This is a genomic window from Micromonospora sp. NPDC050784 (genome assembly GCF_044456765.1).
Classification (GTDB): domain Bacteria; phylum Actinomycetota; class Actinomycetes; order Mycobacteriales; family Micromonosporaceae; genus Micromonospora; species Micromonospora foliorum.
The window spans coordinates 170,308-197,104 of record NZ_JBITGG010000001.1 but is presented as its reverse complement, the minus strand read 5'-3'; the positions used below and the strand labels follow the sequence as shown (position 1 = coordinate 197,104).

Sequence of the window (26,797 nt, the reverse complement as noted above, 5' to 3'; positions counted from 1 at the left end):
ATGGCCGGGATGGTTACCGAGATCGGGTTTGTCAGCCTGCTGGTCGCTGGCCTGGGCGGGCTCGCCGGTGGCCTGGTCTACCTTGCCGTACGCATTTCGAGAGGACGCTGGTGAGCGCGAGGAGTGAGCCGGGCCTGCGAGCCCCGCAGTCGCGAACGAAAGAGGCGGGGTGACGCTGGTGAGCGAGAACCCGCTGCAGCCGCCGTGGCTGAACGCGCCGCCGGTCGAGGAGTACCCGTTCGAGGAGAGTCACGACCTGCGGGTCGGGCCGAAGCTGCACCCCGCGTTGGACGCCCTGCTGCCGTACATCGGTCTGTGGCGTGGTCGGGGCAAGGGCGGCTTCCCCACCATCGAGGATTTCGACTACGCGCAGGAAATCCGGATCAGCCACGACGGCCGACCGTTCCTGCACTACGAGTCGCGTGCCTGGATCCTCGACGAGCAGAGCAAGCCGGTCCGTCCGGCCGGTCGCGAGGTCGGCTGGTGGCGGCCGGTGCTGGTGGACGGGCGGGCGACCGACGAGTTGGAGGCGCTGCTGACAACCCCGACCGGGGTGATGGAGCTGCACCTGGGCAAGCGCACCGGCACGCAGATCGAGTTCGCCACCGACGCGGTGATCCGGACTCCGACCGCCAAGGAGGTCACCGGCGGGCACCGGCTCTTCGGCATCGTCGAGGGTGCGCTGCTCTACGCCCAGGAGATGGCCGCCATGGGGCACGGGCTCAGCCCGCACCTGTCGGCCCGACTCGTCCGGGTCGGCGGCTGACCTCGACCGTCGGCGGCCGGCTAGACGGGGAAACCCAGCAGGGCCTGTAGGGCGGGGGTACGCGGGCAGCTAGCCCGACGTACCCCGTCCAGGGTGTGGACCTCGGCGGCTCCGCGTAGCGACGACGTGAACCACACGCCGTCCGCCGCGTGCAGCTCGGCGGTGGTGACCATCCGCTCGGCGGCGCTCAGGCCCAGCTCGGTCGCGTGGGCGAGCAGCCAGGCCGCGGTGGTGCCGGCGAGGATGCCGGTGGTGGCGGCCGGCACCGTGCAGAGCGTGTCGTCGGTGAGCCACACCACATTTGCGGTGGGGCCCTCCAGCGCGTACCCGTCGGAGGAGATCCAGAGCACGTCGTCCACGCCGGCCCGGCGGGCCCAGCGGCGGGCGGCGCTGTTGACCGCGTACGACGTGGACTTGATGCCGGCCGGCAACCAGCTCAGCCCGCTCCGGGCGGCGGCGGGCAGCCCCAGCGGCAGGGTCGCCACCGTGATTCCGTCCCGTCGGGCGGCCCGGGCCGGCGCCGGCACCTCGGCCAGCGTGGCGTAGACCGTGGGCGGGCCGCCGACCTCCGGGCCTCGGGTGCAGACCAACCGAAGAGCGCCTTCCACCGGCGCTGGCCAGCCTCTACGCACCTCGTCCAGCAGGTCGATCAGCGCGGCGGAGGGGGGCAGGGCCAGCTCGACGGCGGCGGCCGCCGTGGTCAGGCGGGCCAGGTGTTCGTCGCGCAGCCACGGCTGGCCGTCGCGCAGGTGCATGGTCTCGAAGAGGCCGTCACCTTGCAGCACCCCGAGGTCGTCACCGCGGAGCACCGGGGCGCCGGGCGGCACCCGGCCGCGGCCCAGGACGGCGATCCGCGCGGTCGGGTCGGCCGCGACCTTCCCGACGGACGACTCCACCATGACCGTCGAGCGTAGTGGTGATCGATCGCGGTGCGGAGAACAGCCTGGTGGCCGAACTATGATCGGACGGTGTCCGAATCCTCCCTCGCGGAAATGCTGCGGGCCCGTGGGCTCCGGCTGACGCCCCAGCGGCAGCTCGTCCTCCAGGCGGTGCTCGATCTGGGCCACGCCACCCCGGAGCAGGTGCACACCGCGGTCCGGGAGGTAGCCGCCGGCGTCAACATCACCACCATCTACCGCACGCTTGAGCTGCTGGAACGGCTCGGCCTGGTCACCCACACGCACCTGTCGCACGGCTCACCGACCTATCACGCCGCCGGTGAACACCAACACGTCCATCTGGTCTGCCGGGAATGCGGCGCGATCGACGAGATCGATCCGGAGCTGCTCCGCCCCCTCGCCGACCAGTTGGCCGCGCAGCGCGGGTTCCGGGTGGACATCGGGCACGTGTCACTCTTCGGCGTCTGCGTACGATGCGAGAACGGGGACGAAAAATGATCGACATCGCGGGTGCGGTGGCCGTCGAGAGCATCGACGAGGCCAGCCGTGACCAGCCCGATCCGGCGCACGTCGCCGCCGGCGTGCGGGGGGTGGCCGCGCACTACGGCGACCCGCTGCGCGAGCAGCGCACCCTCGACACCGCTGTCGGTCTGGTCGACCGGTCGCATCGAGGGGTCATCGCGGTGTCCGGCGAGGAACGGGCCGGCTGGCTGCACACTGTCACCTCGCAGCACCTGACCACGCTCTCCGCGGGCGAGGGCACCGAGTTGCTGGTGCTGTCGCCGCACGGCCACATCGAGCAGCACGCCATGGTCGCCGAGGACGGCGAGACCGCCTGGCTGGACACCGAGCCCGGCGCCACCCAGGGCCTGCTGACCTACCTGGAGAAGATGCGGTTCTTCAGCAAGGTCGAACCACGCGACGCGACGGCCGAGCGCGCACTGTTGTCGCTGGTCGGGCCGGCAGCCATGGAGGCGCTCGGCACGCTCGGCGTGACCGGGCTCGCCGCACCGGACGTGGTCGCGGTGCCGGGTCCGAAGTTCCCGCACGGTGCCGTGCCACTCCGGGCGAGCGCGCGGTACGACGTACGACCGCTGCCGATCGGCGGCTGGGCCCGACGTGGTCCGCTCGGGGTGGACCTGCTGGTGCCCCGGTCGGCGATGGACCAGGTGGTGGCCGAGTTGCGCGGCGCCGGCGTGCCGGTCGCGGGGCTGTGGGCGTACGAGGCGATCCGGGTGGCCGCCCGGCAGCCCCGGGTCGGCGTGGACACCGACCACCGGACCATTCCGGCCGAGGTCGACCTGATCGCCCCGGCGGTGCATCTGGACAAGGGTTGCTACCGGGGGCAGGAGACGGTGGCGCGGGTGCACAACATGGGCCGGCCGCCGCGTCGCCTCGTACTGCTGCACCTGGACGGGGTGACCACCGATCAGCCGCCGGTGGCCGGTACGCCGGTGACCCTCGACGGCCGGGCGGTCGGCTTCGTCGGCACCGCCGTGCTGCACCACGAGCTGGGCCAGGTCGCTCTCGCGGTGCTGAAGCGGAACGTCCCGGACGACGCCACGTTGCTGATCGGCGAGACCGCGGCGGCGATCGACCCGTCCTGAGCGGGCCGTCTAGGATCGCCGGCATGACGACAGGGACGTTGATCACGGTGGCCCCGACCGGCGCTGAGTCGGCCAAGGCGGAGGTGCCGGCACTGCCGGTGACCCTCGACGAGTTGCTGCTCACCGCCAAGGAGTGCGAGGCGCTCGGCGCCGCCGTGATCCACGTCCACATCCGCGACGACGAGGCCCGGCCGACGCTCGACCCGGTGCGTCTGGCCGACACGGTGGCGGCGCTGCGGGACAGCACCGACCTGATCGTGCAGCTCTCCTCCGGCGGCGCGGTGACCGACCCGGAGGCCGCCCGACTCGCCGTGCTCGACGCCCGTCCCGACATGGCCTCCTGCACCATGGGCAGTGTCAACTTCGGCGACGACGTCTTCCTCAACCGCTGGGAGTTCATCGTCGACCTGCACACCCGGATGCAGGAACGCGGGATCGTGCCGGAGTACGAGATCTTCGACCTCGGCCACCTGTCCGCGTTGCAGCGGTTGCTCGGCAAGTACGGGCTGCCGGCCGGCGGGCACGTGCACGTCGACTTCGTGATGGGCGTGCCGGGCGGCATGCCGGGCACCACCGAGACCCTGGTCGCGGCCCACCGGATGCTGCGGGACCTGCCCGAGGGCACCACCTTCTCGGCCACCGGCGTCGGCCGGAGCACCATCGCGGTGCTGCTGGCCTCGCTGTCGGCCGGCGGGCACCTGCGGGTCGGCATGGAGGACACCGTGACGTACGCGAAGGGCCGCCCGGTGGAGTCCAACATGCAGTTGGTCGCCCGCGCGGTGGGTTTCGCCCAGCTCGCCCAGCGCCCGCCGCTGACCACCACCGAGGCCCGCGAACTGCTCGGGCTGTAAGGCCGGGTCTGTCCCGCGCTCCTGTCACCCGGGCGGTGGACCTCCTGGTCACCCCGCCGCCGGGCACCCCCGGACCGTCGGTACCGTCCAGCGCGTGACGAAGACGTACGAGGGCGGCGCGCCGCTCGCCGAGGTGGTCCGGTCCGGGTTCGTGGAGGGTGCGCACCGCGGCTCGGTGGTGGTGCTGGACGCCGCCGGTGTCGCGGTGGCGTCCGCCGGTGACGTGACCTCGCCGATCTTCCCCCGCTCGGCCAGCAAGCCGATGCAGGCGATCGGCATGCTCCGGGCCGGCCTGGCCCTGACCGACCCGGCCGACGTGGCGCTGGTCTCGGCGAGTCACGCGGGCGAGGAATTCCACCTGGCCCGGGTCGGTGCGCTGCTGGAGCGTGCCGGGCTGGACAAGTCGGCGCTGCACTGCCCGCCCGACCTGCCGGTGGGTGCCGCGGCCCGGGAGGCGGTGCTCCGCGCCGGTGGTGGCCCGAGCCGGGTGCAGATGAACTGCTCCGGCAAGCACAGCGGGATGCTGCTGACCTGCGAGGCCGCCGGTTGGTCGCGGGAGGGCTACTGGCGGCCGGAGCACCCGCTGCAGCAGCGGTTGCGGGCCGCCATCGAGGAGTTCACCGGCGAGCAGGCGGCGGCGGTGGGGGTCGACGGCTGCGGTGCCCCGGTGCTCGCGGTGTCGCTGACCGGCCTGGCCGGGGCGTACCTGCGGCTGGTCGACGCCGAACCCGGCTCGGTGCCGCGCACGGTGGCCGACGCGATGCGGGCGTACCCGGAGATCGTCGGCGGCACCCAGGCCGACGACACCCGGCTGATGCGTGGTGTGCCGGGGCTGCTGGCCAAGGTCGGCGCCGAGGGTGTGATCGCCGTGGCGCTGCCGGGCGTCGGCGCCGTGGCCCTGAAGATCGACGACGGCGCGGACCGGGCCCGGATGCCGGTACTGGTCTCCGCGCTGCGCCGGCTCGGCGTGGACGCCCCGGTGCTGACCGAGTACGCCGAGGTGCCGCTCTTCGGCGGCGGGGTCCCGGTCGGGGCGGTCCGCCCGCTCTGGTGACACCGCCGGCCCGCCGGCCTGCTGCTCGACGCGGCCCGGCTGCTTGGCTTGGCGCGGCCCGGCTGCTCGTCGCGACGGCCAACTCCGGATCGAGCGCTATACCTCACGGGTATGAACATGACCCTGAGGTATAGCGCTCGTCGCGGCAGGTCCGCCGGCGGCGGTGGTGGCTAGCTCAGGAAGTCGAGCAGCGCGGCGTTGACCGGCTCCGGTCGCTCCAGCGGCAGCAGGTGCGCGGCGTCCGGCACGTCGGGCAGTCGTACCGCGTTGGGAACATCGGCGGCGATCCGGTCCGCGAGCCGACTGATGTCCGGCACGTCCGCGGCACCGGCGGTGACCAGGACGGGGATCTTCAGCTCGCCGAGACGGCCGATCGCCGGTGGCGTCAGCTCTCCCACCTCGACGGCGCCGAGCGCCAGCTCGGCGGCGAGGGCGCGCTGGTCCATCTCCTGCGCGAACGCGAGCAGCTCCGGGTCGACGTCCTCCGGCTGGCGTCCCGGGCCGACCACCCAGAACCGCACCTCACCGGCCGCGCCAGCGACGAAGTCGTCCGGGTCTACCTCACCGACCAGGTCGTCCCAGAGGTCGTTCGCCTCGTCGGACCACTCGTTGCCGGAGACCGCCGTGTCGAACAGCGCGAGCGCGCTCACCCGATCGGGGTGGGCCAGCGCGGTGTCGATGGCGACCGCCCCTCCGAAGGAGCAGCCGACCAGGGCGGCCCGGGGCAGGTCGAGCGCGTCCAGCAGTCCGGCCACGTCGTCGTGGTGCGTGAACGGGGCCGGGGGGAGTTCCGAGTCGCCGTAGCCGCGCAGGTCCGGAACGATCACCCGATGCCGGGAGGCGAGCGCGGACACCTGTCCCCGCCACATCCGCCGGTCGGCGATTCCGGCGTGCAGCAGGACGACGGGCGAACCGGTGCCGGCCTCGTCGTACGCGATGCTTGCTCCATTGACTGTGATCTTGTGCACGGAGGGACCGTACGTATCGACCGGGGCGGCGCGCAAACGGGATGCTGAGACCTTGCTAACTATGGTTAGCGTTTTGCTTGCAAGAGCTAGCGCGGGCGGTTAGCGTCGCTGCCATGGCCACACCCAAGGACCTTCCCGACGTCGGCGGGTTCATCCGCGATCTGCGGCGCAACGCCAAGATCTCGCTACGGCAGCTCGCCGAGCAGGCGGGGGTCAGCAACCCGTACCTCAGCCAGATCGAGCGCGGCCTGCGCAAACCCAGCGCCGAGGTGCTCCAGCAACTGGCGAGCGCGCTGCGGGTCTCCACTCCGGCGATGTACCTGCGCGCCGGTCTGCTCGACGACAAGGAAGGCCACGGGGTGCTCGCCGCCATCGCTGTGGACGCCGACCTGACGATGGCGCAGAAGCAGTCGCTCAGTCAGATCTACGAGACGTTCCGCCGGGAGAACACCCGGCTGGCCGAGGCCCAGGCCGAAGCCGAGGCGGCTCAGGCCGACCAGCCCGCCGGTCCGGCCGCTGGCCCGGCCGTCAGCCAGCCGGCCAGCCAGGCCGCCGACCTGGCCAATGTGGCCGCCACCGGCCCCACCACCGTGGGCGGCACTCCGACCGAGGCCGTGCTCGAGTCGGTCGCCGTCACCGAGGCGGGCACCGCCCCCGCCCCGGGCAGCACCAACATCCCCCAGAAGAAGAAGGCCGCCCAGGCGGCCGAAGAGGAGACGTCATGAGCGAGCCGAAGACCAACCGCATCCCCGCCCCGATCTACGCCGCAGCCGGCGCCGGTGAGCTGGCCATCGAGCAGCTGCGCAAGCTGCCGGCCGTGGTCGGCGTCCTCAGCACCCGGGTCGTCGCCGACCTGGGTGGTCGGGCCGTGCTGACCGGCTTCGAACTGAAGCAGAAGGCCACCGAGACGCTGCGCACCGCCAACGAAACCGCCGACCTGGCGAAGCTGCGCGAGGTGGCCGACATCGACAAGCTGCGCGCCGCCGCGACCCGCAACGCCGCCCTGGTGGTCGCTAGCGCCCAGGTCGCCCAGGAACGCGCGTTCGCCGCGTACGGCGCGCTGGTTGCCCGGGGCGAGCGGGTCGTCGGTGCCGGCGTGCTGGAGGCCGCCGAGACGGTCAACGCCGACATCGAGGCCACCGAGGCCGTGACGCCGGCCACCACCGCGACTGCCACCACCACTCCGGCCGCCCCGGCCCCCGTCGACGTGCCGACCCCGGCCGACGTGGCCGAGATCGCCGAGGCCAAGCCGGCTGCGGTCAAGAAGGTCGCCCGCGCGCCGAAGGCTGCCAAGCAGCCCGAGACGCCGTCGGCGAAGCTTCCCCGGGCCACCAAGCGGACCCGCCCGGCCGCCGAATAGCCTGTCCTGTCCACGACCCCGGCGGCGTCCTTGTCGGACGTAGCCGGGGTCGTGGACATAAACTTGCCGGCATGGCCAACGCCGCGCCGATCTTCGCGTTCGAAGTCCGCTACGTGATCGAGCTGATTCTGCTCGTCTTCGCGCTGATCATCCAGGGTGTCGCGCTGGTGCACGCCGTCACGCAGCGCTCCGACGCCTTCCCCGCCATCGGGACGCTGCCCAAGGGCGGCTGGATCGCCATCCTGGCGGTCTGCCTCGTGCTCACCCTGCTCGGCTTCGGTCCGATCAGCCTCTTCGGGCTGATCGGCATCGCCGCCGCGCTCATCTACCTGCTCGACGTCCGGGTCGGCCTGCGCGACCTGAGCGACGGCAAAGGGTTCTGGTGAGAGGTTTTCGCTGGCCGCCCCCACCCGACAGCGGGCCCCGCACCTGGGGGCCCGGGCCGGGCGGGCCGCGTACCGGCCGGCCGGCGCTGCCGGAACCGGAGACCGAGCTGGTCACCACCCCACACGGCGTACGGCTGGAGCGGCTGGTCACCGGCATCGGTGATCCGGTCACCGTGTTCGCGCACGGGCTGGGCCACGGGATCGCCACCACCCGCCCGTTCGGCAGTGGGGTGAACGGCCGCAAGGTGTTCTTCCAGTTTCGCGGGCACGGCCGTTCCGATGCTCCGGACGGGCCGTGGGACTACCTGGACCTGGCCCGGGATCTGCGGGCGATCGCCGACCTCGGGGGCGCCAGCCGGGCGTTCGGCGCGAGCCTCGGCGCGGGTGCGCTCTGCCGACTCCTCGCGGAGAGCCCGGAGCGTTTCGACAGGCTGGTCTTCTTCCTGCCGGCGGTCCTCGACGAGCCACGCGGGCCGAACGCCCGGGAGCGCGTCACCGACCTGCTGGAGGCGGTGGAGAGCGGGGACGCCTCGGCGGTCGCCGACATCGTCACGCTGGAGTTGCCACCGGCGGTGCGCAACACCCCGGCCGGTTGGGCGTACCTGCGGCAACGGCTCGACCAACTGCTCCGCGACGGTCTGGCCGACGGTCTGGCCACGCTCACCGAGCAGACACCGCTGCGCGAGATCGGTGACCTGACGGCGGTCACCGCCCCGGCGCTGGTGATCGGTTGCGCGGGCGACGACCTGCACCCGGTCGAGGTCGCCGAGCGGCTCGCCGTCGCGCTGCCCCAGGCCACCCTGCACGTGTACGAGCGGCCCGGCGTGCTGTGGTCGGAACGCGCCGACCTGCGGGACCGCATCTCGGGCTTCCTGAACGAGTAACCTGCCCTGTCATGGGCGTCACACAGCATGGCCGGACGCACCGGCTGGACCTTGCCGACCCGACCCTGCGCGAGTGGACGTGCACGGTCCTGCACGCCGACGCGGAGCAGGGCATCGTGCTGGACCGTTCGGCGTTCTACCCGGGCGGTGGTGGTCAGCCACCCGACCACGGGGTGCTGCTCTGGCAGGGCGTGCAGACCCGGATCGTCGGCACCCGCAAGGGCGACGACCCCTACCTGATCCCCGCCGAGGGTGACCCGCTGCCGCCGGTCGGCACCGAGGTCGTCGGCGCGGTGGAGGACGAGCGCCGCACCCGACTGATGCGTACCCACTCCGGGCTGCACGTGCTCTGCGGTGTGGTGTTCCGCGACTTCGGCGCGCTCGTCACCGGCGGAAACATGGAGCCGGGCGAGGCCCGGATGGACTTCAACCTTCCCGAGGTGCCCCCGGACTTCAAGAGCCGCATCGAGGAGCTGGTCAACGCCGAGGTGGCCGCCGACCGATCGGTCGCCACGCGGGTGCTGCCGCGCACCGAGGCGTTGGCCCTGCCCGACATCATCCGCACCCAGTCCAACCTCATCCCGCCGGACGAGCAGGAGGTCCGGATCGTCGACATCGTGGGGTTGGACGTGCAGGCCGACGGCGGCACCCACGTCGCCTCCACCGCCCAGATCGGCAAGGTGCAGGTGGTCAAGGTGGAGAGCAAGGGCCGGGCCAACCGCCGGGTCCGGGTCCGGCTGGTCGACTAGGTCGAGTACCGAATTCGGACGTCGGTTGTCAGGTATTCCTGACACCGTCGCAGGCATGACACAAGCGCTCACTGGAAAGATCGCGCTAGTCGCCGGTGCCACCCGTGGTGCCGGGCGCCAGATCGCCGTTCAGCTCGGCGCGGCCGGTGCCACGGTCTACGCCACCGGTCGCAGCACCCGGGCCGGCCGCTCCGAGATGGGCCGACCGGAGACCATCGAGGAGACCGCCGAGCTGGTCACCGCGGCCGGCGGCACCGGCATCGCCGTCCAGGTCGACCACCTGGTGCCCGAGCAGGTCCGCGACCTGGTCGCCCGGATCGACGCCGAGCAGGGCCAACTCGACGTGCTGGTGAACGACATCTGGGGCGGCGATCCGCTGGTCACCTGGGACAAGCCGGTCTGGGAGCAGCCGCTCGACGCCGGCTTCCGCACCCTGCGACTGGCCGTCGACACGCACATCATCACCAGCCACTTCGCCCTGCCGCTGTTGATCCGCAAGCCCGGCGGGCTGCTGGTGGAGATGGGCGACGGCACCAAGGCGTACAACGACGAGAACTACCGGCTGTCGGTCTTCTACGACCTGGCCAAGGTCTCGGTCAACCGGCTCGCCTTCAGTCAGGCGCACGAGCTGAAGCCGCACGGCTGCACGGCCGTGGCGCTCACCCCCGGGTGGATCCGTTCCGAGGCGATGCTGGAGCACTTCGGCGTGACCGAGGAGAACTGGCGCGACGGCGCCGCCACCGACCCGAACTTCCTCATCTCGGAGACCCCGGCCTTCGTCGGCCGGGCGGTGGCCGCGCTCGCCGCCGACGAGGAGAAGGACCGCTGGAGCGGCAAGTCCGTCGATGCCGGCACCCTGTCCAAGGTGTACGGATTCACCGACCTGGACGGCAGCCAACCCGAGGGCTTCCGCTACATCACCGAGGTGGTCGACGCGGGCAGACCGGCGGACGTGACCGGCTACCGGTAGAGCAGAACGGGCTAGCGGTAGAGCGCAGCGAGCCGGTCGGCGCTCTCCGTGAACAACCGCCGCAGCTCGGGTGGACCGAGGACCTCCACCTCAGGGCCGAGCCCCAGCAGTTGGTGGTACGCCACCTGGACCGACTCGACGGGCAGCCGGGCCACCACCCAGCCCTGCCCGTCGGGCGGGCTGGCGGCGGCGAGCATCTCGTCGTACACGAAGGGGGCATCGACAAGGTGCCGGAGCTGGCGCAGGCCGGCGGGGCTCAGCCGGACGGCGACCTCGGCCCGCAGCATGGTCCGCAGGAACGACCCGGCCTGCTCGCGCCAGTGCCCGGCCAGGTCGAAGCCCTCGTCGCGGTCGAAGTGCTCGTCGCCCACCTCGACCCCGGTGACCCGGTCCACCCGGTAGGTACGCACATCGCCGCCGACCCGGCCGACCAGATACCAGACCCCGCTCTTGAGCACCAGGCCGTACGGCTCGACCCGGCGGCTCACCTCCCGGTCGCCGCGCCGGTAGCTCAGTTCCACCACCCGGTCTGCCCAGACCGCCCGCGCCAGCTCCGGCAACCGGAGCGGTGGCCCGGTCTCCCGGAACCAGCCCGGCACGTCCAGGTGGAACCGCTGCCCGGCACGGGCCGGCGCGTCGCGCAGGGCGGGTGGCAGCGCGGCGAGCACCTTCAGCTCGGCGGACGCGACCGCGTCGGCGAGCCCCATCTCGCCGGCCGGCCCGGGCAGCCCGGCGAGGAAGAGCGCCTCCGCCTCGTCCCGGGTCAGCCCGGTCAGCCGGGTGCGGTACCCGCCGAGCAGGCGGTAACCGCCGGCCCGCCCCCGGTCGGCGTAGACCGGCACGCCCGCCGCGGAGAGCGCCAGGACGTCCCGGTAGACGGTCCGCTCGGAGACCTCCAGCTCCCGTGCCAGCTCGCTCGCGGTCATCGACCCGCGCGCCTGCAACAACAACAGCAACGAGATCAGTCGGGACGCACGCACCCGCCCATCCTGCCCGGTGCCGCTCACCGTCCGCCGGGCGTGAGCAACCCCCGGTCGTACGCGGTGGCCACCGCGGCAGCCCGGTCGTTGACCCCGAGCTTGGCGTACACGTGCAGCAGGTGCGTCTTGACGGTGGCCTCGCTGATGAACAGGCGGGTCGCCGCCTCCCGGTTGGAGGCGCCACGGGCCACCAGGGTGAGCACCTCCAGCTCCCGTTGACTGAGTGGCTCCTCGGCGGGAGCGCGCAGCCGACCCATCAGCCGGCCGGCGACGCTCGGCGCGAGCACCGACTCACCCCGCGCCGCCGCCCGGACCGCGCGAACCAGATCTTCCCGGGGAGTGTCCTTGAGCAGGTAACCGGTCGCACCGGCCTCGATCGCCGGCAGCACGTCCGCGTCCGTGTCGTAGGTGGTGAGCACCAGCACCCGGGCGGCGCTGCCGGCGCGGGCCAGCCTGCCGATGGCGGTCACCCCGTCCATCCCGGGCATCCGCAGGTCCATCAGCACCACGTCCGGTCGTAGCGTCGCGACCAGGACCAACGCCTCCGAGCCGTCCGCCGCCTCGCCCACCACCTCGAAATCGGGGTCGCCGGTGAACATGCCCCGCAGGCCGTCCCGCACGACCGGGTGGTCGTCGACGATCAGGAGTCGTACCGGGGCGGTCAACCGGCACCTCCGGGTAGCGCGGGGACGGACGCCGAGATGGCGGTGCCGCTGCCCGGCTCGGACTCGACGGCCAACTCGCCTCCGACCCGCGCCACCCGCTGCCGCATGGCGGTCAGCCCGTACCCGCCGCCCGGCTCACGGGGCACCGGCTGGTCGGTGAGGTCGAAGCCCGTCCCGTCGTCACGAACGTCGAGGGTGACCACGTCCGCCATGTACGACAGGGTCAGCCCGACCCGCGACGCGGCGGCGTGCCGGGCCACGTTGGACAGCGCCTCCTGGGCGGCCCGGAGTAGGGTCACCTCGACCTCCGGGTGCAGCGGGCGGGGTGTGCCGGTGGTGGCCACGTCGGCCCGTACGCCGTTCAGCGCCGACCAGCGGCCGCCCAGCTCGACGAGGGCGTCCGGTAGCCGGGCCGTCTCCAACGGTTCCGGACGGACCGCCTGGACCGAGCGGCGGGCCTCGGTGAGACTCTCCCGGGCCAGTGCGAGCGCGTTGTCGACGTGCCGGCGCCAGTCGGCGGACCGGTCGCGGGTCTGCTCGGCCGCCTCCAGTTGGGTGATGATGCCGGTCAACCCCTGCGCCAGGGTGTCGTGGATCTCCCGCGCCATTCGCTGCCGTTCGTCCAGCACGCCGGCCTCCCGGGCCTGGGTGAGCAGTTGGGCGTGCAGCCCGGCGTTCTCACTGACCGTCTCGGTGAGTTGGCGGTTGGTCTCGCCGAGTTCCGCCACCAACCGCTTGCGTTTGGCGTCCTCCTGTTCGGCGACCATCGCGAACCAGCTCACCGAGCCGGCCACCACCAGGTTGAACAGCACCAGCACCAGCCAGAGCGGCCAGTGCGACACCACCACCGACAGGCCACCGCCCTGAGAGGTGGCGACGAGGGCGGCCGTGGTGACCACGCCGGCGACCCGCCAGCGCCCGGGCAGCACCGGAAAGGCGTGGATGTAGCCGATCCAGGCGAAGAAGCCGTACCACGGGCTGGCGGCCACCAGGGCGGCGGCGAACGTGAGCAGCCCGGCGTAGTAGACCGCCATCAGCGTGCGCCGGTTCTGCCAGCCGGGGTGCACTGTGACGAACCAGGCGACCCAGCATCCGGCCGCCACGGCGACCGCGAGGGTGGGCAGCGCCGCCAGATGGTGGGGGGCCGGTGCGACGAGGGCCAGCAGGGTGCCCAGGGCCAGCCCGCCGAAGGGGAAGACGCGATAGAGGGTCGCCTCGCGCTCTCGCCAACTGGTCAGACGGTCGTGCCCACCGTTGCAGGTCATCGCCTCTCCGCTCACTCCCAGCGGAACAGTTTCGCCGCGCCGGCACCGGCCACCACGGCGATCACCGCCATTATCCCCAGGTGCAGCGGCCGCGGCGGGGTGCCGGTCCAGGCGTCGAGGAGCGCCTGCACCCCGGGCGGCGTGTAGTCGCCGATCCGCGCCACGACGTCCGGAAGCAGGAAGCGGGGGAGGTAGACCCCGCCGAAGAACATGGTGACCAGGAACAAGGGCACAGCCAGGGCCTGGGCCGCCTTCGTCGTCCGGGCCACGGCGGCGACCAGTAGGCCGAGCGCCAGCAGGGCGGCCGTGCCGAGGATGAACGCCAGCGTGAAGCCGAGCGGGTGCCGAGGGAACGGCACCCCGAACGCGAGCCGGGCGACCAGGATGAGCAGCAGCGCGCTGGCCAGGATCCCGGCCAGGGCCAACACCAGTTGGGCGGCGAGCAGAGCCGCCGGGTGCGCCGGGGTGGTCGCCAGCCGGCGCAGCACGCCGCGTTCCCGGTAGGTGGCCAGCACGGCGGGCAGGGTGTTCACCCCGACCATGGCGAGGGTGACCACCAGCAGCGACGGGGCGAAGTAGCTGACGAAGGTCTGCCCGTCGAAGGTCGGGTCCGGCTTGCGCAGCGAGGGGACCATCCCCAGCACCACCAGGATCAGGGTGGGCAGCCCGACGGTGACGAGCAGCGTCGGCAGGTCCCGCAGATAGAGCCGCGCCTCGATTCTCAGGATGTTGCGGAAGGCGTGCACGGTGGCTCCCTCTCAGTTGGCGGGCCGGTGCCCGGTCAGCTCGACGAAGGCGTCGTCGAGGGTGGACTGCTCCAGCCGCAGGTCCGCGGCGACGATCTGGTGGCGGGCGAGCACCGAGGTGACGGCGTGCAGCAACTCGCCGGTGCCGGTCACCACCACCTGGCTGCCGCTCCGCTGTACGGCGGACACCTCGGGCAGGTCGGTGAGGAGCTGGTCGTCGACCGGGGCCGACGGCCGGAACCGGATCCGCTGCTGCGGAGCTACCGTCGACACCAGGCCCGCCGGGCTGTCCAGGGCGACCACCCGGCCCCGGTCGATCACCGCGACCCGGTCGCAGAGCCGCTCGGCCTCCTCCATGAAGTGCGTGACCAGCACGATCGTCACCCCGCTGTCGCGGACCTGTTCGATGAGGCCCCAGGTGTCCCGGCGGGCCTGCGGGTCCAGCCCGGTGGTCAACTCGTCGAGGATCGCGATCTCCGGGTTGCCGACCAGGGCCAGCGCGATGGAGAGCCGCTGCTTCTGACCGCCGGAAAGCTTCTTGTACGCGGTGTCCCGCTTGTCGCCGAGGCCCAGCTTGTCGATCAGCTCGGCCGGGTCGGCCGGGTTGCGGTAGAACGAGGCGTACAACTCCAGTGCCTCCGCCACCCGCAGCCGGTCCGGCAGTTGACTCTCCTGGAGTTGCACGCCGACCCGCTGGCGCAGTTGGGCAGAGTCCCGGCGGGGGTCGAGCCCGAGGACCGACACCCCGCCCCCGTCAGGGACACGCAGCCCGGCGACACACTCCACGGTGGTGGTCTTGCCGGCGCCGTTCGGACCGAGGACGCCAAATATTTCCCCGGCCTCCACGGCGAGCGACACGTCGTCCACCGCCACCAGATCGCCGTACAACTTCTTCAGGTGGGTCACCTCGATGACCGGCATCGTGCCGCCTTCCGCCGTCGACTTCGTACCCCTCAAGGGTCGTCGGGGTGACCCGGCGGCGAATCGACCGGTCGGCGACGGGTCCCGGCGTCCCCGGTGGATCGCCGCCGTCCGCCAACCGGTTGATGTGTACGCGACAAGTCGCTGCTAGCGCTCCGCCCGGCGGATTCGATCACCGGTCGTTAGGCTGCTCGATCGTGGATGCCAGCAGAATCGCCAGCCCGGTGACCGGGGCCGTCGGACGTTTCCTCGCCGGGGCGGGGCTGCTCCTTCGCGGGTTGGGCCTCTACGTCCGCAGCCCCGGGCTGGTGCTGCTCGGCATCGTGCCGGCGCTGATCTCCGGCGTTCTCTTCCTGGCCGCGCTCGCCACGTTGGTGTACTTCGTGGACGACCTCGCCGCGCTGGTCACCCCGTTCGCCGACGACTGGTCGAGCACCGGCCGCAGCCTGGTCCGGGTGATCGCCGGGCTGGCCTTCCTGGGGCTCGGCGGCCTGCTCGGCGTGCTCACCTTCACCGCGGTCACCCTGGTCATCGGCGACCCGTTCTACGAGAAGATCTCCGAGCAGGTCGAGCAGCGGTACGGCGGCACACCGGGGGCGGTGGACGTGCCCTTCTGGTCGTCGCTGCGCCGCAGCCTCGCCGACTCGGTACGCCTGGTGGCGCTCACGGCGCTGGTCGGCATCCCGCTCTTCCTCGCCGGCTTCATCCCGGTGGTCGGCCAGACGGTCGTCCCGGTCATCGGGGCGGCCGTGGGCGGCTGGTTCCTCGCCGTGGAGCTGGTCGGCGCACCGTTCTACCGACGCGGGATGCGGCTGCCGCAGCGCCGGACGATCCTGAAGGCCGACCGGCCCACGGCGCTCGGCTTCGGCGTGGCCGTCTTCCTCTGCTTCCTGATCCCGCTCGGCGCCGTCCTGATCATGCCGGCCGCGGTCGCCGGCGCCACACTCCTGGCCCGCCGCTCGATGGGCCAGTCGATCGAGGAGAGCTGACATGGAGGTCACCCTGGTCGAGGGGGACATCACCACCCAGCGGGTGGACGCCATCGTGAACGCCGCGAACTCGTCCCTGCTCGGTGGCGGCGGGGTCGACGGCGCCATCCACCGGCGCGGTGGGCCGGCCATCCTGGCCGAGTGCCGGGCGCTGCGGGCGTCCCGCTACGGCAAGGGCCTGCCCACCGGCCAGGCGGTGGCGACCACGGCCGGGGAGCTACCGGCCCGCTGGGTGATCCACACCGTCGGGCCGGTCTGGTCGGCCAGTGAGGACCGGTCGGGGCTGCTGCGCGACTGCTACGCCAACAGCCTCGCGGTGGCCGACGAACTGGGCGCTGGCACGGTGGCCTTCCCGCTGATCTCCGCCGGCATCTACGGCTGGCCGGTCGACGACGCGGTCGGTCAGGCGCTGGCGGTGCTGCGCGCGGCCACCCCGGCCACCGTCACCGAGGCCTGCCTGGTGCTCTTCGGCGCCGACACCCACGCCGTCGCCCGCCAGGTGTTCGGGAGGTAACCCTCCCCGTGATCACTTGATGCTGAGTAGGGTCAACCCCCGCGCTGCCTCGTTGATCATGGAGTTCTGGTGGGTGACAAAGTGCCTGTATGACGCCAAACCAGGCGCCACAACTCCATGATCGACGAGGTCGAGCCGCACCTTTCCGCGATCTTGCGCTTTCTGTCGTGGCATAGGGGACATTCCGGGCATCTCAGCGACCGCAATCGCAAGATCGGCGCGGGCGGGGGAGATCGCTACTGCGGGCCGATTGAGGACCGAATCCCCGGCGGAGGTCTGCGGGCGGCTGCTGATCAGGTCAGGTCGGCCAGGCAACTCCACTCGGCTGCCACCGGGCGGTAGCCCAGCCGGGTGTTGATCGCGAGCATCGGCCCGTTCGCCTCGTCGTTCGAGGTGTACGCGACGCGCACACCGTTCGCGGCAGCCCGGTGCAGCGCGGCCGTCTTGGTGAGCCGGGCGAGGCCCCGCCCCCGGTACGCCGGGAGGCTGCCGGTGAAGTCCGACCACATCCGGTCCCCGTCCCGCTTCACCAGGCTGAAGGCGGCGACCTCACCATCGACTTCGGCGGCCATGCTGGCCGTCTTGTCCAGACCGAGGTTGTCCCAGACGTCGTACTGCCAACTCTCGTAGCTGATCGAGTCGACCGGCACGTCGCCCGGCTCGTCGGCGGATGCCGCCACATCGGCCGCGTAGAGCCGGTGCGGGTCGAGGTCGGAGATCGAGAGCAGCCGTACGCCCGGCGGCGGGTCGGGCAGCGCGGGTGCCGGAGTCAAATCGAGCGCCGAGAAGCGCAGCTCGCGACTGGGCTCGTAGCCGTGCCGACGGGCGAACGGCAGCGCGTCCGGCTGGGCGAAGGCGCGGAGCCGGCGGACCCCCAGCGGGGCGAGGTGACCTGTCGCGGTCGCCAGCAGCGCGGTGCCGATGCCGCGCCGCCGGTGCTCCGGGTGGACGTGCAGGAGGCTGATGTCACCGAAGTTCGCCGTCGAGGTCGACTCGTTGCGTTGGGCCGTCACCCAACCGACGACCTGGGCATCGACCTCGACCACGAAGGCGGCCCAGTCCCTGCCCGGTATCGGTTCGGCGATCATCTTCCGGGTCGACTCGACGCCGCGCACCTGGTACGGGTAGACGATCGTCCGCAGCGCCACCACGCCCGCAGCGTCGTCCGGCTGCGCCACACGAATGCGCATGTCAGGCCCCCATCCGTACGGCCGCGACGGCCTCGACCTCTCTGGCATGTCGGCGAGGCTAACCATGATCCCCCGTCCGAGCGACGCATTAACCACCCGCCGCCGCAGGCCGCGACCGGGCACCAGGCAGCAACTTCAGGGGAATAGTGGCCTCCGAGCGCCGTGAGGCCACTATTTCCCCGAAACTGTGCGGATCTTGCGGGGCGGGCCGGCGCGGGGCGGATCTTGCGGGGCGGGCCCTGCGGGGCGGGCCCGGCGCGGGCCGCTTGGCGCGGGCTGCGGGTCAGGCGGAGGCGCGGCGGATCAGCTCGGTGGGGAGCATGACCGCCTGCTCGATGGCCTCCCCGGCGGCCAGCCGGAGCAGTTGTCGGGTCATGCGGCGGCCGAGTTCCACGATCGGCTGCCGGACGGTGGTCAGCGGCGGCTCGGTGTAGGCGGCGGTCTCGATGTCGTCGAAGCCGACCACCGCCACGTCGTCGGGCACCCGCCGACCAGCCTCGCGTAGCGTCCGCAGCGCGGCGTGCGCCATCAGGTCGCTGGCGGCGAAGACGCCGTCGAGGTCGGGATGTTCGGTGAGTAGGCGGCGCATCGCGGCCGACCCGGATTCCCGGGTGAAGTCACCGATCGCGATCAGCTCGGGCAGCCCCGCGTCGGCGACCGTGCTGCGGTAGCCGCTGAGCCGTTCGATTCCGGCGACCATGTCCTGGGGCCCGGCGATGGTGGCGATCCGCCGACGACCGCTGTCGATCATGTGTCGGACGGCCGCGGTCACCCCGCCCACGTGGTCGACGTCGACGTACGGGACGGGCACATCGCCGAGTGGCCGGCCGCTGACCACCACCGGGATGCCGAGTCGGGCCAGCGTGCCGGGCAGCGGGTCGGCACCGTGCAGCGACGCGAAGAGCACGCCGTCGACGTGCCGGCCGGTGGTGTACCGCTCGACGCGAGCGTGCCCGGCCGGCGAGCCGGCGAGCATCAGCACCAGTTGCTTGTCGGCCGCCTCCAACTCCTGGCTGACGCCCCGGATGATGCCGGGGAAGACCTGGTCGTCGGAGAAGACCCGGGTGGCCGCCTCCGGCATGACCAGGGCGATCGAGTCGGTGCGCTGGGTGACCAGGCTGCGGGCGGCGAGGTTGGGGACGTATCCCAACTCGGCGACCGCCCGGGTGACCGCCTCGCGGATCGGTTCGGCGACGGTGGTGGAGCCGTTGACCACCCGGGACACGGTGGCGCGGGACACCCCGGCCCGCGCTGCCACCGCTTCGAGCGTCGGCCGCTGCGCCGTCGTCATCGCGCCTCCCCCCCGCTCGTCACAGCCCGTTCCGGGAGATCACCTCCTGGTACCACCGGGCGCTGGCCTTCGGTGTGCGCCGCTGGGTCAGGTAGTCGACGTGCACGATCCCGAACCGCTTGCGGTAACCCTCCGCCCACTCGAAGTTGTCCAGGAATGACCATACGAGATAACCGCGCAGGTCCACGCCCCGGGAGATCGCCTCGTGCGCCGCACGGAGGTGCCCGTCGAGGTAGGCGATGCGATCGGCGTCGATCACCTGTGCCGGGCCGTCGGGCGCGTCGGCGCCGGGTTTGTCGGGGAACGCCGCACCGTTCTCGGTGATCAGCAGCGGCACCCCGGGGTAGTCGGCGGCGATCCGCTCCAGCAGCCGGGTGAGCCCGGCCGGCTCGATCATCCAACCCATGTCGGTGAGCGGCCCGGCCGGCGGCAGGAAGTGCACCGCGCCCTCGGTGCCCGGGTACGCGCCGTTGCCGGCGCCGTCGGGCCGGCCGGCCACGTAACTCGGGGCGTAGTAGTTGATGCCGAGCAGGTCGATCGGGGCGGCGATCAGCTTCTCGTCACCGTCGCGGATGAACGTCGGTTCGACGATCCGGGCCACGTGCTCCCGGACGTCGTCCGGGTAGCCGCCGGCCAGCAGCGGGTCGAGGAAGATCCGGTTGTGCAGGCCGTCGACCAGGCGGACCGCGGCGGCGTCGGCCGCGCTCTCCGGGTCGGCCGGGCGTACGTCGGCCGGGTTGACGGTGACGCCCACGCTGCGCGCGCCGGCCGCCCGCAACGCCCGCGCCGCCAGGCCGTGCCCCAACAGCAGATGGTGTACGGCGGTGAAGGCCGCCGCCGGGTCCTGCTCGCCCGGAGCGTGCAGCCCGTTGGCGTAACCGAGGTAGGCCGAGCACCACGGCTCGTTGAGTGTGGTCCACACGTCGATCCGGTCGCCGAGGCGGGCGTACACCGCCGTGGCATAGGTGGCGAAGTGCTCGGCGGTGTCCCGGTTGGTCCAGCCGCCCCGGTCGCCCAGGGTCTGGGGCAGGTCCCAGTGGTAGAGGGTGACGATCGGGTCGATTCCCCGGGCGAGCAGTGTGTCCGTGAGTCGGTCGTAGAAGTCCAGCCCACGGGGGTTGGCCGGGCCGGTGCCGTCCGGTTGGATCCGCGGCCAGGCGACCGAGAACCGGTACGCCCCCAGGCCCAGCTCGGCCATCAGCGCCACGTCGTCGGCGTACCGGTGGTAGTGGTCGCAGGCGACGTCGCCGGTGTGGCCCTGGTACACCTTGCCCGGCGTACGGCTGAAGGTGTCCCAGATGGACGGACCGCGACCGTCGTCGCGGGCCGCACCCTCGATCTGGTACGCGGCGGTGGCCGCTCCCCAGAGGAAATTGTCGGGAAAACGGAGTTCCTTCACGCCTTGACCGCACCTTCCATGATTCCGCCGATGATCTGCCGGCCGAACAACACGAAGACCAGTAGCAGGGGCAGCGTCGCGATGGCCGTTCCGGTGAACACCTGCGACATGTCCTGGTAGTACCCGTCCGACAGTGCCCGTAGGGACAGCTGCACCGTCGGATTCGCCGGATCGTTCAGTACAGCGTACGGCCAGAGGAAGTCGTTCCAGGTGGTCATGAAGGTGAGCAGACCGAGGACGGCGGCGGCCGGACGCAGCGCGGGCAGCACGACGTGCCACCAGATCCGGGCGGTGCCACAGCCGTCCATCCGGGCGGCCTCGATCAGCTCGTCACTGACCGCCTGGCCGGCGTACTGCCGCATCATGAACACCCCGAACCCGGTGACCAGGGCCGGCACGATGACCGCAGGCAGCCGGTCGTTCCACTGCAAGCGGGTCATCATCAGGTAGAGCGGGATCACGCCGAGCTGGGTCGGCACCATCATGGTCGCGATGATGACGAGCAGCAGCGCGTTGCGGCCGCGGAACCGCAGCTTGGCGAAGGCGAAGCCGGCCAGGCTGGAGAAGAACACCACGGACACGGTGACCGTGGTGGCAACGATCGTCGAGTTGATCAGACCGGTGAGGAAGTACGCGTCGGTGTTGTCGAACAGCCGGGCGATGTTGGCGCCCAGGTTGCCGCCCGGCGTCATCGGTGGCGGCAGTTGCCCCATGGCGTCGCTGGATCGGCTGGCCACCACGAACATCCACCAGATCGGAAAGACCGACAGGCCGGCGGCGACGACCAGGGCGAGGTAGGTGAGCGGGCTGGCCCGCCAGAGTCGGCTCATCGCGCCGCTCCCTTCTGTGGGCGGTCCCCGCCGCCGAGGCGGCGCAGGAGCAGCACGTTGACCGCCGCGACGATCGCGATGAGCGCGAAGAGCAGCCAGGCCACGGCCGAGCCGTACCCGAAGTTGTAGTGCGGCGCGAAGGCGCTCTCGAACATGTACATGGTGAGTGTCTGCGACTCGCGCATCGGGCCGCCCCGGATCGGGTTGGTGCCGGAGTGGAACAGCCGGGGCTCGGTGAAGAGCTGCAGTCCGCCGATGGTGGCGATGATGGCGCAGAAGATGATCGTCGGCTTGAGCAGCGGCACGGTGATCGACCAGAACTGTCGGGCCCGGTTGGCGCCGTCGATGGACGCCGACTCGTACAGGTCGCGGGGGATGGCCTGCATCGCGGCCAGCAGGATCAGCGCGTTGTAGCCGGTCCACCGCCAGTCGACCATGGCGGAGATCGCCACCCAGGAGGCGAACCGGTTGGACTTCCAGCCGATGGCGTCCAGCCCGACCAGATCGAGCAGCCAGTTGATCATGCCGAACTCGCGGCCGAAGATCACCCCGAACACGATCGCCACCGCGGCGGTGGACGTGACGTTGGGGACGAGCACCGCCATCCGCCAGCCGGTGCGGGCCCGCAGGCCGCGGTTGAGCAGGTTGGCCAGCCAGAGCGCGGCGAGCAACTGCGGCACGGTCGAGATGACGAAGATCCCCAGCGTGTTGACCAGCGCGTGCCAGAAGTCGGCGTCGGCCAGCAGCCGGGTGTAGTTCTCCGCCCCGACGAAGGGGTGGTCGGCGCCGAGCAGATCCCAGTCGTGCAGCGAGACCCAGAGGGTGTACGCCAGCGGGTAGGCCCCGAAGACCGCGAAGAGCAGGAAGAACGGGGCGATGTACAGGTACGGCGAGAGCCGGGTGTCGAGCCGGCTGAGCCGACCTGACGAGCGCTGGGGCGCCGGTACGACCGGCGGACGGGCGTCGAGCTGGACGGTCATGCCCGGGAACTCCTTTCCGCCGTGCGGGCGGGACTCCGGTCGTCGGAGCCCGCCCGCACGCTGGTTGGGCTACTTGGCGGCGGCCTTCTTCGCGTTGGTCACCGCGTCGGTCCAGCCCTGCGTGGGGTTGCGCTGACCCAGCTCCACGGTCCGTACGGCGTTCTCCACCTCGGTCCGTACGGCCTGGTTCTTCGGGCCCATGTAGACCGGCTTCAGGCTCTTCGCGCCGGTGCCGAAGATCGCGCCGACCGGCGCCCCCGAGAAGTACGCGTTGGTCGCGCCGGTGATCGCCGGGTCGTCGAGCGCCTGCGGCGACGAGGGCAGCGGACCCTTGGCCTTGAACGCCCCGATCTGCCCCTTGGCGCTGGTGAGGAACTTGACCAGCTCGATCGCCTCGGCCTGGTGCTTGCTCTGCTTGGGCACGGCGAGGTGCGACCCACCCCAGTTGCCGCCGTTACCGGGCACCCGGGCGATGTCCCATTTGCCCTGGGCGTCCGTGCCGGCGTTGGCCTCGATGACGCCGGTCATCCAGGCGGGGCAGGCGATGGTGGCGAACTTCGACTGCTTGAAGGCGGAGACCCACTCCTCCGACCAGGAGCCGTACTTTCCGGAGAGGCCCGAGTCGATGATGTCCACGGTGGTGTCCCACGCCTGCCGTACCGATGGGTTGCTGTCGACGACGAGGTTGCCGCTGGTGTCGTAGTAGCTGTAGCCGGTCGTGTTGCCGGCGGTCTGCAGCAGGATGGTGTTGAAGGTGTTGGTCGCCCCGTCGAGGAAGGACGCCCCGGTCTTCGCCGCGGTGAACCGCTCGCCGGTGGCGATGTAGTCCGGCCAGGTGGGCCAGAGCTTGGAGACCGCGTCCCGCTCGGTGGGCAGTCCGGCCTTCTGGAAGAGGTCCTTGCGGTAGCAGATGGCGATGCCGCCGACGTCGGTGCCGAGGCCGATGAGCTGCTTGCCGTCGGCGGTCAGGCCGGCGTTCCACTTCCACTCGAGGAAGTTGCCCTTGAGGTCGGCGGCGCCGTGGTCCAGCAGGTTGACGAAGTTCGCCGGATTGGCCTTGTACTCGACCAGCAGACCCTCCTCGATGGCCACCACGTCGCCGGCGCCCCGGCCGGCGGCGAGCCACTGTGTCAGCTTCGGCGAGTACTCGTCGAGGTTGGTGCCGGTGCCACGCTCGACGATCTTCACGTCGGGGTTCGCGGCCATGTACTCCTGGTAGAGCTGCTCGTAGCCGAACTGGCCGAAGACGTCGACGGTGAGGGTGATCTTTCCGTCGCCCGGCTCATCGCCGCCGCCGCAGCCAGCGGTGACGAGCAGGGCGGTGGCGGCGGCGAGGGCCACCGCGGCGAGGCGGCGGCGCGGGAAGGCAGCCATGGTTATCGACCTCTCTCAAGGCGGGTGGGTGATGGCAGATGGCTAAGAGAGCGCTCTCACGACAGGGTGGTGGGTCGCCCACCCGCTGTCAAGAGAGCGCTCTCTCAGCGTTGCGTTCCCGTGATGGACGGCCCCCGGGCTGCGGCGCCCGGTGAGCCGTGGATCCCCGGACGGCGACGAGGGCGCCACCCCGGATGGGGTGACGCCCTCGTTCGTGGTGGGTCGGGTCAGCCGGTGCGCAGACCGTCCAACAGGGTGCGGTCGCCCGCGACGTCCAGGGTCTCGAAGCTCACCCGCCCCCAGAGCGCCAACAGCAGGTCGCTCGCGGTGCCACTGACCTGGGCGCGGGCGTGGTGATCGTCGTGATCGAAGATGGTCGCGGTGTCGAGCAGCGCCACCCCCTCGCCGCGCAGCCGCAGATACCACTCCTGGGCCGCATCGGTCGCGCCGAGCTGCACCACCCCGTGCCAGTCACCCGGCACCTGCCGCCGGCCCGCGGGCAGCCAGGTGTCCAACACCTCGCTCACCCCGTCGGCCGCGAGCTTCGCCTCCACCGGGTCACCAGCCCCGATGGCGAGCTGGGCGTCCCAGCGGTGCACAGCCGTCTCGTGCGCCATCCGACGCGGCCAGAAACCAGCCTTCTTCGGCTGCGGGGCCCAGTTCCACGCCGGCGCCTCCGGGTCGAGCCCGTCGAATAGGGTCATCACCCGGTCGTACCCCTGCTGCCACAACTGCAGCGCGTTCACGCCCGGGTCGGCCTCGAGCTTCTCCCGCCGCGGCGGTTGGCTGGTCTGGCCAGAACCGGCGAACGACGAAACCCAGTGGTAGATCCCGGCCATGTGCAGTGTGAGGTCGTTGACCGTCCAGCCCGGACAGGACAGCACCGGTGTCTCCGGCGGCGCCTCGGCCACCGCTGCCGCGAAAGCCGGACCCTCCGTCCGGAGCGCCCCGATCCAGAAATCCTTGCTGCCCTGCAGTCTGCTCATCGCCATCCTCCCGGGGGTGCCGGGCGACCAGTGGGTGCCACGGCTAGTTGTCAGCCTAAGGTGAAGGGCGTGCCAGACGCCTCCGCCCAGCCGACAACCGACGCCGATCGTGCCATCCCCGGTCCACTCGCCGGCTACACCACCCTACGCACGGGTGGGCCGGCCGAGCGGATCGTGGCCGCCGGCAGTGCCGACGAGCTCGTCCAGGCGGTGCGGACCGCGACAGAACCGGTCCTGATCCTGGCCGGGGGCAGCAACGTGGTGATCGGCGACGCCGGCTTCCCCGGCACGGTCGTGCTGGTGCGCTCCCGTGGCGTGCGGGTCATCGCCGAGGACGCCGACTCGGTCACCGTACGGGTCGACGCCGGCGAGCCGTGGGACGACCTGGTCGCCGCCACGGTCGCCAACGGCTGGGCCGGGCTGGAGTGCCTGTCCGGCATCCCCGGCTCGACCGGTGCCACCCCGATCCAGAACGTCGGCGCCTACGGCCAGGAGGTCGCCGAGACCATCACCGGCGTCGAGGTGTACGACCGGGTTCAGGGCACCCGCCAGGTCATCCCCGCCGCCGACTGCGGCTTCGCCTACCGGGGCAGCATCTTCAAGTACATGGACCGCTGGGTCGTGCTCTCGGTCGACTTCCGGCTCACCCGGTCCCCGCTCTCCGGGCCGGTGCGCTACGCGGAGCTGGCCAGAGCGCTCGGAGTCGAGGTGGGTGACCAGGTGCCGCTGGCGGACGCCCGAGCGGTGGTGCTGCGCCTGCGTGCGGGCAAGGGGATGGTGCTCGACGCCAACGACCCGGACACTCGCTCGGTCGGCTCCTTCTTCACCAACCCGGTGCTCGACCGCGCGACGTACGAGCAGCTCCTGGAACGCTCCGCCGAGCTGGGCGACCCGCCCGCCTGGCCCGGGGCGGACGGCCTGGTCAAGGTCAGCGCCGCCTGGCTGATCGACAAGGCCGGCTTCGCCAAGGGCCACCCCGGCGAGGGTGGGGTGGCCATCTCCAGCAAGCACACCCTGGCCCTGACCAACCGCAGCGGCACCGCCCACACCGGCGACCTGCTGACCCTGGCCCGCACCATCCGCGACCAGGTGCACGCCCGCTTCGGCGTGACCCTGCACCCCGAACCAGTCCTCATCAACTGCACCCTCTGACCCAGCCCCCTCGCGCCTGACGCCTGACGCCTGACGCCCCACCGGCCCCGCCCCTCCCGCCCAGTCGTGTCGATCAAGGAGTTGTGGCGGGAGACATTCGCCTCCCCCGGGCTTAAAACGCCCACCAGAACTCCATGATCGCCGGGGCGGGGCGGGGCGGGGCGGGGTCTGTCCCAGCGGGGGCGGGTCAGGGGAGGGGCCAGGGGAGGGTCAGTTCGCCCTGGCGCCAGCGGGTGGCGTTGTCGAGGACGGGCCAGCCCGTTTCGCGGAGACGGGTCACCGCGCGCAGCCAGCGTTGGCGGGGGCCGAAGGTGGCGTACGGGGCGGCGGCCTGCCAGGCGTCGTCCAGGGCGCGGATCAGCGCGTGCACCGGCTCACCGGGAACGTTGCGGTGGATCAACGCCTTGGGCAGCCGCTCGGCGAGCTCGGCGGGGCTGCCCAGCGTGGTGAGCTTCGCGGCCAGGGTCAGCGTCCGGGGGCCCTCGGCGTCGATCAGCAGCCAACTGGCGAGCCGCCCCAACTCGTCACACGTGCCCTCGACGAGCACTCCACCGGGGGCGAGCGCGGCAGTCATCGTCTGCCAGGCTTCGGCCACGTCGCTCTCGTCGTACTGTCGCAGCACGTTGAACGCGCGGACCAGCACCGGCCGGAGCCCGGCCAACTCGAACCCACCCCGGGCGAACGTCAGCCCGGGTGGGTCGGCGGCCGGCGCCGCGGCCGCCACCCGGGCCGCGTCGATCTCCAACCCGACCAGCCGTACGTCCGGACGGACCCCGGCCGCCAGTCGAGCGCGCAACTCCACAGCGGTCACCGGGGTGGCGCCGTAGCCGAGGTCCACCACCAGGGGGTCGTCCGCCGTCAACAGCAGGTCGGCGCAGGTGGCGACGATCCAGTTGTCCACCCGACGGAGCCGGTTCGGGTTCGTCGTGCCGCGCGTGACCACGCCGAACGGCCGACGCCGCGCCGCAGGGCTCATGTCGACCTCAGGGCCAATCTCCGTTCGCGACCGCGGGGCTCGAAA

General features: G+C 71.8%; 30 protein-coding genes. 15 read left to right on the top strand and 15 right to left on the bottom strand.

Translation table 11 applies throughout. From position 1 onward, the window contains the following. Positions 1–9: 9 nt before the first annotated feature. Entirely contained in the window at positions 10–114 is a 105-nt protein-coding gene (gene mtfM / locus ACIBD9_RS00915) for a small membrane protein MtfM (protein WP_030327764.1), read from the top strand. Between the two features lie 61 nt (positions 115–175). After that, a complete protein-coding gene (locus ACIBD9_RS00910) occupies positions 176–766 on the top strand; it encodes an FABP family protein (protein ID WP_387174440.1) in 591 nt (196 codons plus the stop codon). Between the two features lie 20 nt (positions 767–786). On the opposite strand, the gene ACIBD9_RS00905 is transcribed toward ACIBD9_RS00910, so the two are convergent. Continuing rightward, positions 787–1,665 carry an aminotransferase class IV gene (locus tag ACIBD9_RS00905; RefSeq protein WP_396713347.1) on the bottom strand — a complete coding sequence of 293 codons (879 nt, stop codon included), beginning with the start codon at positions 1,663–1,665 and terminating at the stop codon, positions 787–789. A 69-nt stretch (positions 1,666–1,734) separates the two neighbouring features. Between ACIBD9_RS00905 and ACIBD9_RS00900 the strand changes: the two genes are divergently transcribed. From ACIBD9_RS00900 to ACIBD9_RS00885, 4 genes are all read left to right on the top strand, one after another. Then, positions 1,735–2,163 (top strand): Fur family transcriptional regulator, encoded by a 429-nt coding sequence (locus ACIBD9_RS00900; RefSeq protein ID WP_238660121.1) that lies wholly within the window; start codon positions 1,735–1,737, stop codon positions 2,161–2,163. Beyond that, positions 2,160–3,272, top strand: coding sequence for a YgfZ/GcvT domain-containing protein (locus tag ACIBD9_RS00895; protein WP_396713345.1), 1,113 nt, complete (start codon positions 2,160–2,162; stop codon positions 3,270–3,272). Before ACIBD9_RS00900 ends, ACIBD9_RS00895 begins: the two co-directional genes overlap by 4 nt. A 23-nt stretch (positions 3,273–3,295) precedes the next feature. Then, a complete protein-coding gene (locus tag ACIBD9_RS00890; protein WP_396713343.1) occupies positions 3,296–4,123 on the top strand; it encodes a 3-keto-5-aminohexanoate cleavage protein in 828 nt (275 codons plus the stop codon). Between the two features lie 94 nt (positions 4,124–4,217). Then, a complete protein-coding gene (locus ACIBD9_RS00885; RefSeq protein ID WP_396713341.1) occupies positions 4,218–5,177 on the top strand; it encodes an asparaginase in 960 nt (319 codons plus the stop codon). A 170-nt stretch (positions 5,178–5,347) separates the two neighbouring features. Here the strand turns inward: ACIBD9_RS00885 and ACIBD9_RS00880 are convergent, their stop codons facing one another. After that, complete coding sequence (locus ACIBD9_RS00880; RefSeq protein ID WP_396713339.1) at positions 5,348–6,145, bottom strand: alpha/beta fold hydrolase; 798 nt, start codon at positions 6,143–6,145, stop codon at positions 5,348–5,350. Positions 6,146–6,258: 113 nt separating this feature from the next. Between ACIBD9_RS00880 and ACIBD9_RS00875 the strand changes: the two genes are divergently transcribed. The 6 genes from ACIBD9_RS00875 to ACIBD9_RS00850 all read left to right on the top strand — a co-directional run bounded on the left by ACIBD9_RS00875 (position 6,259) and on the right by ACIBD9_RS00850 (position 10,494). After that, positions 6,259–6,870 carry a helix-turn-helix domain-containing protein gene (locus ACIBD9_RS00875; protein ID WP_396713337.1) on the top strand — a complete coding sequence of 204 codons (612 nt, stop codon included), beginning with the start codon at positions 6,259–6,261 and terminating at the stop codon, positions 6,868–6,870. Beyond that, a complete protein-coding gene (locus ACIBD9_RS00870; protein ID WP_396713335.1) occupies positions 6,867–7,505 on the top strand; it encodes a hypothetical protein in 639 nt (212 codons plus the stop codon). Before ACIBD9_RS00875 ends, ACIBD9_RS00870 begins: the two co-directional genes overlap by 4 nt. 71 nt (positions 7,506–7,576) lie before the next feature. Then, entirely contained in the window at positions 7,577–7,891 is a 315-nt protein-coding gene (locus ACIBD9_RS00865) for a DUF2516 family protein (RefSeq protein WP_030327754.1), read from the top strand. Continuing rightward, positions 7,888–8,775 (top strand): alpha/beta fold hydrolase, encoded by an 888-nt coding sequence (locus tag ACIBD9_RS00860; protein ID WP_396713333.1) that lies wholly within the window; start codon positions 7,888–7,890, stop codon positions 8,773–8,775. Before ACIBD9_RS00865 ends, ACIBD9_RS00860 begins: the two co-directional genes overlap by 4 nt. Before the next feature lie 11 nt (positions 8,776–8,786). After that, complete coding sequence (locus ACIBD9_RS00855; protein WP_204942278.1) at positions 8,787–9,524, top strand: alanyl-tRNA editing protein; 738 nt, start codon at positions 8,787–8,789, stop codon at positions 9,522–9,524. Positions 9,525–9,579: 55 nt separating this feature from the next. Next, positions 9,580–10,494: an SDR family oxidoreductase gene (locus ACIBD9_RS00850; protein WP_396713331.1), complete on the top strand. Its 915-nt coding sequence runs from the start codon at positions 9,580–9,582 to the stop codon at positions 10,492–10,494. An 11-nt stretch (positions 10,495–10,505) separates the two neighbouring features. On the opposite strand, the gene ACIBD9_RS00845 is transcribed toward ACIBD9_RS00850, so the two are convergent. From ACIBD9_RS00845 to ACIBD9_RS00825, 5 genes are read right to left on the bottom strand one after another with little or no spacing between them, the layout of a single operon-like run. After that, entirely contained in the window at positions 10,506–11,474 is a 969-nt protein-coding gene (locus tag ACIBD9_RS00845) for a helix-turn-helix transcriptional regulator (protein WP_396713329.1), read from the bottom strand. A 23-nt stretch (positions 11,475–11,497) separates the two neighbouring features. Next, a complete protein-coding gene (locus ACIBD9_RS00840) occupies positions 11,498–12,139 on the bottom strand; it encodes a response regulator transcription factor (protein WP_196919960.1) in 642 nt (213 codons plus the stop codon). Then, positions 12,136–13,404: a sensor histidine kinase gene (locus ACIBD9_RS00835; protein ID WP_396713326.1), complete on the bottom strand. Its 1,269-nt coding sequence runs from the start codon at positions 13,402–13,404 to the stop codon at positions 12,136–12,138. The genes ACIBD9_RS00840 and ACIBD9_RS00835 overlap by 4 nt, the downstream gene beginning before the upstream one ends. 11 nt (positions 13,405–13,415) lie before the next feature. Then, a complete protein-coding gene (locus ACIBD9_RS00830) occupies positions 13,416–14,150 on the bottom strand; it encodes an ABC transporter permease (protein ID WP_396713324.1) in 735 nt (244 codons plus the stop codon). 12 nt (positions 14,151–14,162) lie between these two features. After that, positions 14,163–15,071 (bottom strand): ABC transporter ATP-binding protein, encoded by a 909-nt coding sequence (locus ACIBD9_RS00825; RefSeq protein WP_396713323.1) that lies wholly within the window; start codon positions 15,069–15,071, stop codon positions 14,163–14,165. Between the two features lie 197 nt (positions 15,072–15,268). Here ACIBD9_RS00825 and ACIBD9_RS00820 point away from each other — a divergent pair, with 197 nt between their 5' ends. Together ACIBD9_RS00820 and ACIBD9_RS00815 are read left to right on the top strand one after the other, a co-directional pair. Then, entirely contained in the window at positions 15,269–16,060 is a 792-nt protein-coding gene (locus tag ACIBD9_RS00820; protein WP_387174207.1) for an EI24 domain-containing protein, read from the top strand. 1 nt (position 16,061) lies between these two features. Continuing rightward, on the top strand, positions 16,062–16,574 hold the full coding sequence (locus ACIBD9_RS00815) for an O-acetyl-ADP-ribose deacetylase (RefSeq protein WP_396713320.1): 513 nt from the start codon (positions 16,062–16,064) through the stop codon (positions 16,572–16,574). A 293-nt stretch (positions 16,575–16,867) separates the two neighbouring features. Here ACIBD9_RS00815 and ACIBD9_RS00810 read toward each other — a convergent pair whose 3' ends face one another. The 7 genes from ACIBD9_RS00810 to ACIBD9_RS00780 all read right to left on the bottom strand — a co-directional run bounded on the left by ACIBD9_RS00810 (position 16,868) and on the right by ACIBD9_RS00780 (position 24,624). Continuing rightward, complete coding sequence (locus ACIBD9_RS00810) at positions 16,868–17,764, bottom strand: GNAT family N-acetyltransferase (RefSeq protein ID WP_396713318.1); 897 nt, start codon at positions 17,762–17,764, stop codon at positions 16,868–16,870. A gap of 283 nt (positions 17,765–18,047) precedes the next feature. Then, on the bottom strand, positions 18,048–19,055 hold the full coding sequence (locus tag ACIBD9_RS00805; protein WP_387174214.1) for a LacI family DNA-binding transcriptional regulator: 1,008 nt from the start codon (positions 19,053–19,055) through the stop codon (positions 18,048–18,050). 19 nt (positions 19,056–19,074) lie between these two features. Further along, positions 19,075–20,454 carry a GH1 family beta-glucosidase gene (locus ACIBD9_RS00800; protein ID WP_396713316.1) on the bottom strand — a complete coding sequence of 460 codons (1,380 nt, stop codon included), beginning with the start codon at positions 20,452–20,454 and terminating at the stop codon, positions 19,075–19,077. Next, positions 20,451–21,284, bottom strand: coding sequence for a carbohydrate ABC transporter permease (locus tag ACIBD9_RS00795; RefSeq protein ID WP_238660100.1), 834 nt, complete (start codon positions 21,282–21,284; stop codon positions 20,451–20,453). The genes ACIBD9_RS00800 and ACIBD9_RS00795 overlap by 4 nt, the downstream gene beginning before the upstream one ends. Beyond that, a complete protein-coding gene (locus ACIBD9_RS00790; RefSeq protein WP_396713313.1) occupies positions 21,281–22,264 on the bottom strand; it encodes a carbohydrate ABC transporter permease in 984 nt (327 codons plus the stop codon). The genes ACIBD9_RS00795 and ACIBD9_RS00790 overlap by 4 nt, the downstream gene beginning before the upstream one ends. Before the next feature lie 69 nt (positions 22,265–22,333). After that, entirely contained in the window at positions 22,334–23,638 is a 1,305-nt protein-coding gene (locus ACIBD9_RS00785; RefSeq protein WP_396713311.1) for an ABC transporter substrate-binding protein, read from the bottom strand. A gap of 227 nt (positions 23,639–23,865) precedes the next feature. Continuing rightward, positions 23,866–24,624 (bottom strand): maleylpyruvate isomerase family mycothiol-dependent enzyme, encoded by a 759-nt coding sequence (locus ACIBD9_RS00780; protein WP_387174222.1) that lies wholly within the window; start codon positions 24,622–24,624, stop codon positions 23,866–23,868. 114 nt (positions 24,625–24,738) lie between these two features. Here ACIBD9_RS00780 and ACIBD9_RS00775 point away from each other — a divergent pair, with 114 nt between their 5' ends. Further along, entirely contained in the window at positions 24,739–25,776 is a 1,038-nt protein-coding gene (locus tag ACIBD9_RS00775) for a UDP-N-acetylmuramate dehydrogenase (protein ID WP_396713806.1), read from the top strand. Positions 25,777–25,963: 187 nt separating this feature from the next. On the opposite strand, the gene ACIBD9_RS00770 is transcribed toward ACIBD9_RS00775, so the two are convergent. Further along, positions 25,964–26,752: a class I SAM-dependent methyltransferase gene (locus tag ACIBD9_RS00770; RefSeq protein WP_396713309.1), complete on the bottom strand. Its 789-nt coding sequence runs from the start codon at positions 26,750–26,752 to the stop codon at positions 25,964–25,966. Positions 26,753–26,797: the final 45 nt, after the last annotated feature.

Bases quoted from the DNA above. Each gene is read 5' to 3' on its own strand.
- mtfM (WP_030327764.1), top strand. From the start codon at position 10: ATGGTTACCGAGATCGGGTTTGTCAGCCTGCTGGTCGCTGGCCTGGGC.
- ACIBD9_RS00905 (WP_396713347.1), bottom strand. From the start codon at position 1,665: ATGGTGGAGTCGTCCGTCGGGAAGGTCGCGGCCGACCCGACCGCGCGG.
- ACIBD9_RS00895 (WP_396713345.1), top strand. From the start codon at position 2,160: ATGATCGACATCGCGGGTGCGGTGGCCGTCGAGAGCATCGACGAGGCC.
- ACIBD9_RS00890 (WP_396713343.1), top strand. From the start codon at position 3,296: ATGACGACAGGGACGTTGATCACGGTGGCCCCGACCGGCGCTGAGTCG.
- ACIBD9_RS00875 (WP_396713337.1), top strand. From the start codon at position 6,259: ATGGCCACACCCAAGGACCTTCCCGACGTCGGCGGGTTCATCCGCGAT.
- ACIBD9_RS00870 (WP_396713335.1), top strand. From the start codon at position 6,867: ATGAGCGAGCCGAAGACCAACCGCATCCCCGCCCCGATCTACGCCGCA.
- ACIBD9_RS00865 (WP_030327754.1), top strand. From the start codon at position 7,577: ATGGCCAACGCCGCGCCGATCTTCGCGTTCGAAGTCCGCTACGTGATC.
- ACIBD9_RS00855 (WP_204942278.1), top strand. From the start codon at position 8,787: ATGGGCGTCACACAGCATGGCCGGACGCACCGGCTGGACCTTGCCGAC.
- ACIBD9_RS00850 (WP_396713331.1), top strand. From the start codon at position 9,580: ATGACACAAGCGCTCACTGGAAAGATCGCGCTAGTCGCCGGTGCCACC.
- ACIBD9_RS00835 (WP_396713326.1), bottom strand. From the start codon at position 13,404: ATGACCTGCAACGGTGGGCACGACCGTCTGACCAGTTGGCGAGAGCGC.
- ACIBD9_RS00825 (WP_396713323.1), bottom strand. From the start codon at position 15,071: ATGCCGGTCATCGAGGTGACCCACCTGAAGAAGTTGTACGGCGATCTG.
- ACIBD9_RS00815 (WP_396713320.1), top strand. From the start codon at position 16,062: ATGGAGGTCACCCTGGTCGAGGGGGACATCACCACCCAGCGGGTGGAC.
- ACIBD9_RS00810 (WP_396713318.1), bottom strand. From the start codon at position 17,764: ATGCGCATTCGTGTGGCGCAGCCGGACGACGCTGCGGGCGTGGTGGCG.
- ACIBD9_RS00805 (WP_387174214.1), bottom strand. From the start codon at position 19,055: ATGACGACGGCGCAGCGGCCGACGCTCGAAGCGGTGGCAGCGCGGGCC.
- ACIBD9_RS00795 (WP_238660100.1), bottom strand. From the start codon at position 21,284: ATGAGCCGACTCTGGCGGGCCAGCCCGCTCACCTACCTCGCCCTGGTC.
- ACIBD9_RS00790 (WP_396713313.1), bottom strand. From the start codon at position 22,264: ATGACCGTCCAGCTCGACGCCCGTCCGCCGGTCGTACCGGCGCCCCAG.
- ACIBD9_RS00785 (WP_396713311.1), bottom strand. From the start codon at position 23,638: ATGGCTGCCTTCCCGCGCCGCCGCCTCGCCGCGGTGGCCCTCGCCGCC.
- ACIBD9_RS00780 (WP_387174222.1), bottom strand. From the start codon at position 24,624: ATGAGCAGACTGCAGGGCAGCAAGGATTTCTGGATCGGGGCGCTCCGG.
- ACIBD9_RS00770 (WP_396713309.1), bottom strand. From the start codon at position 26,752: ATGAGCCCTGCGGCGCGGCGTCGGCCGTTCGGCGTGGTCACGCGCGGC.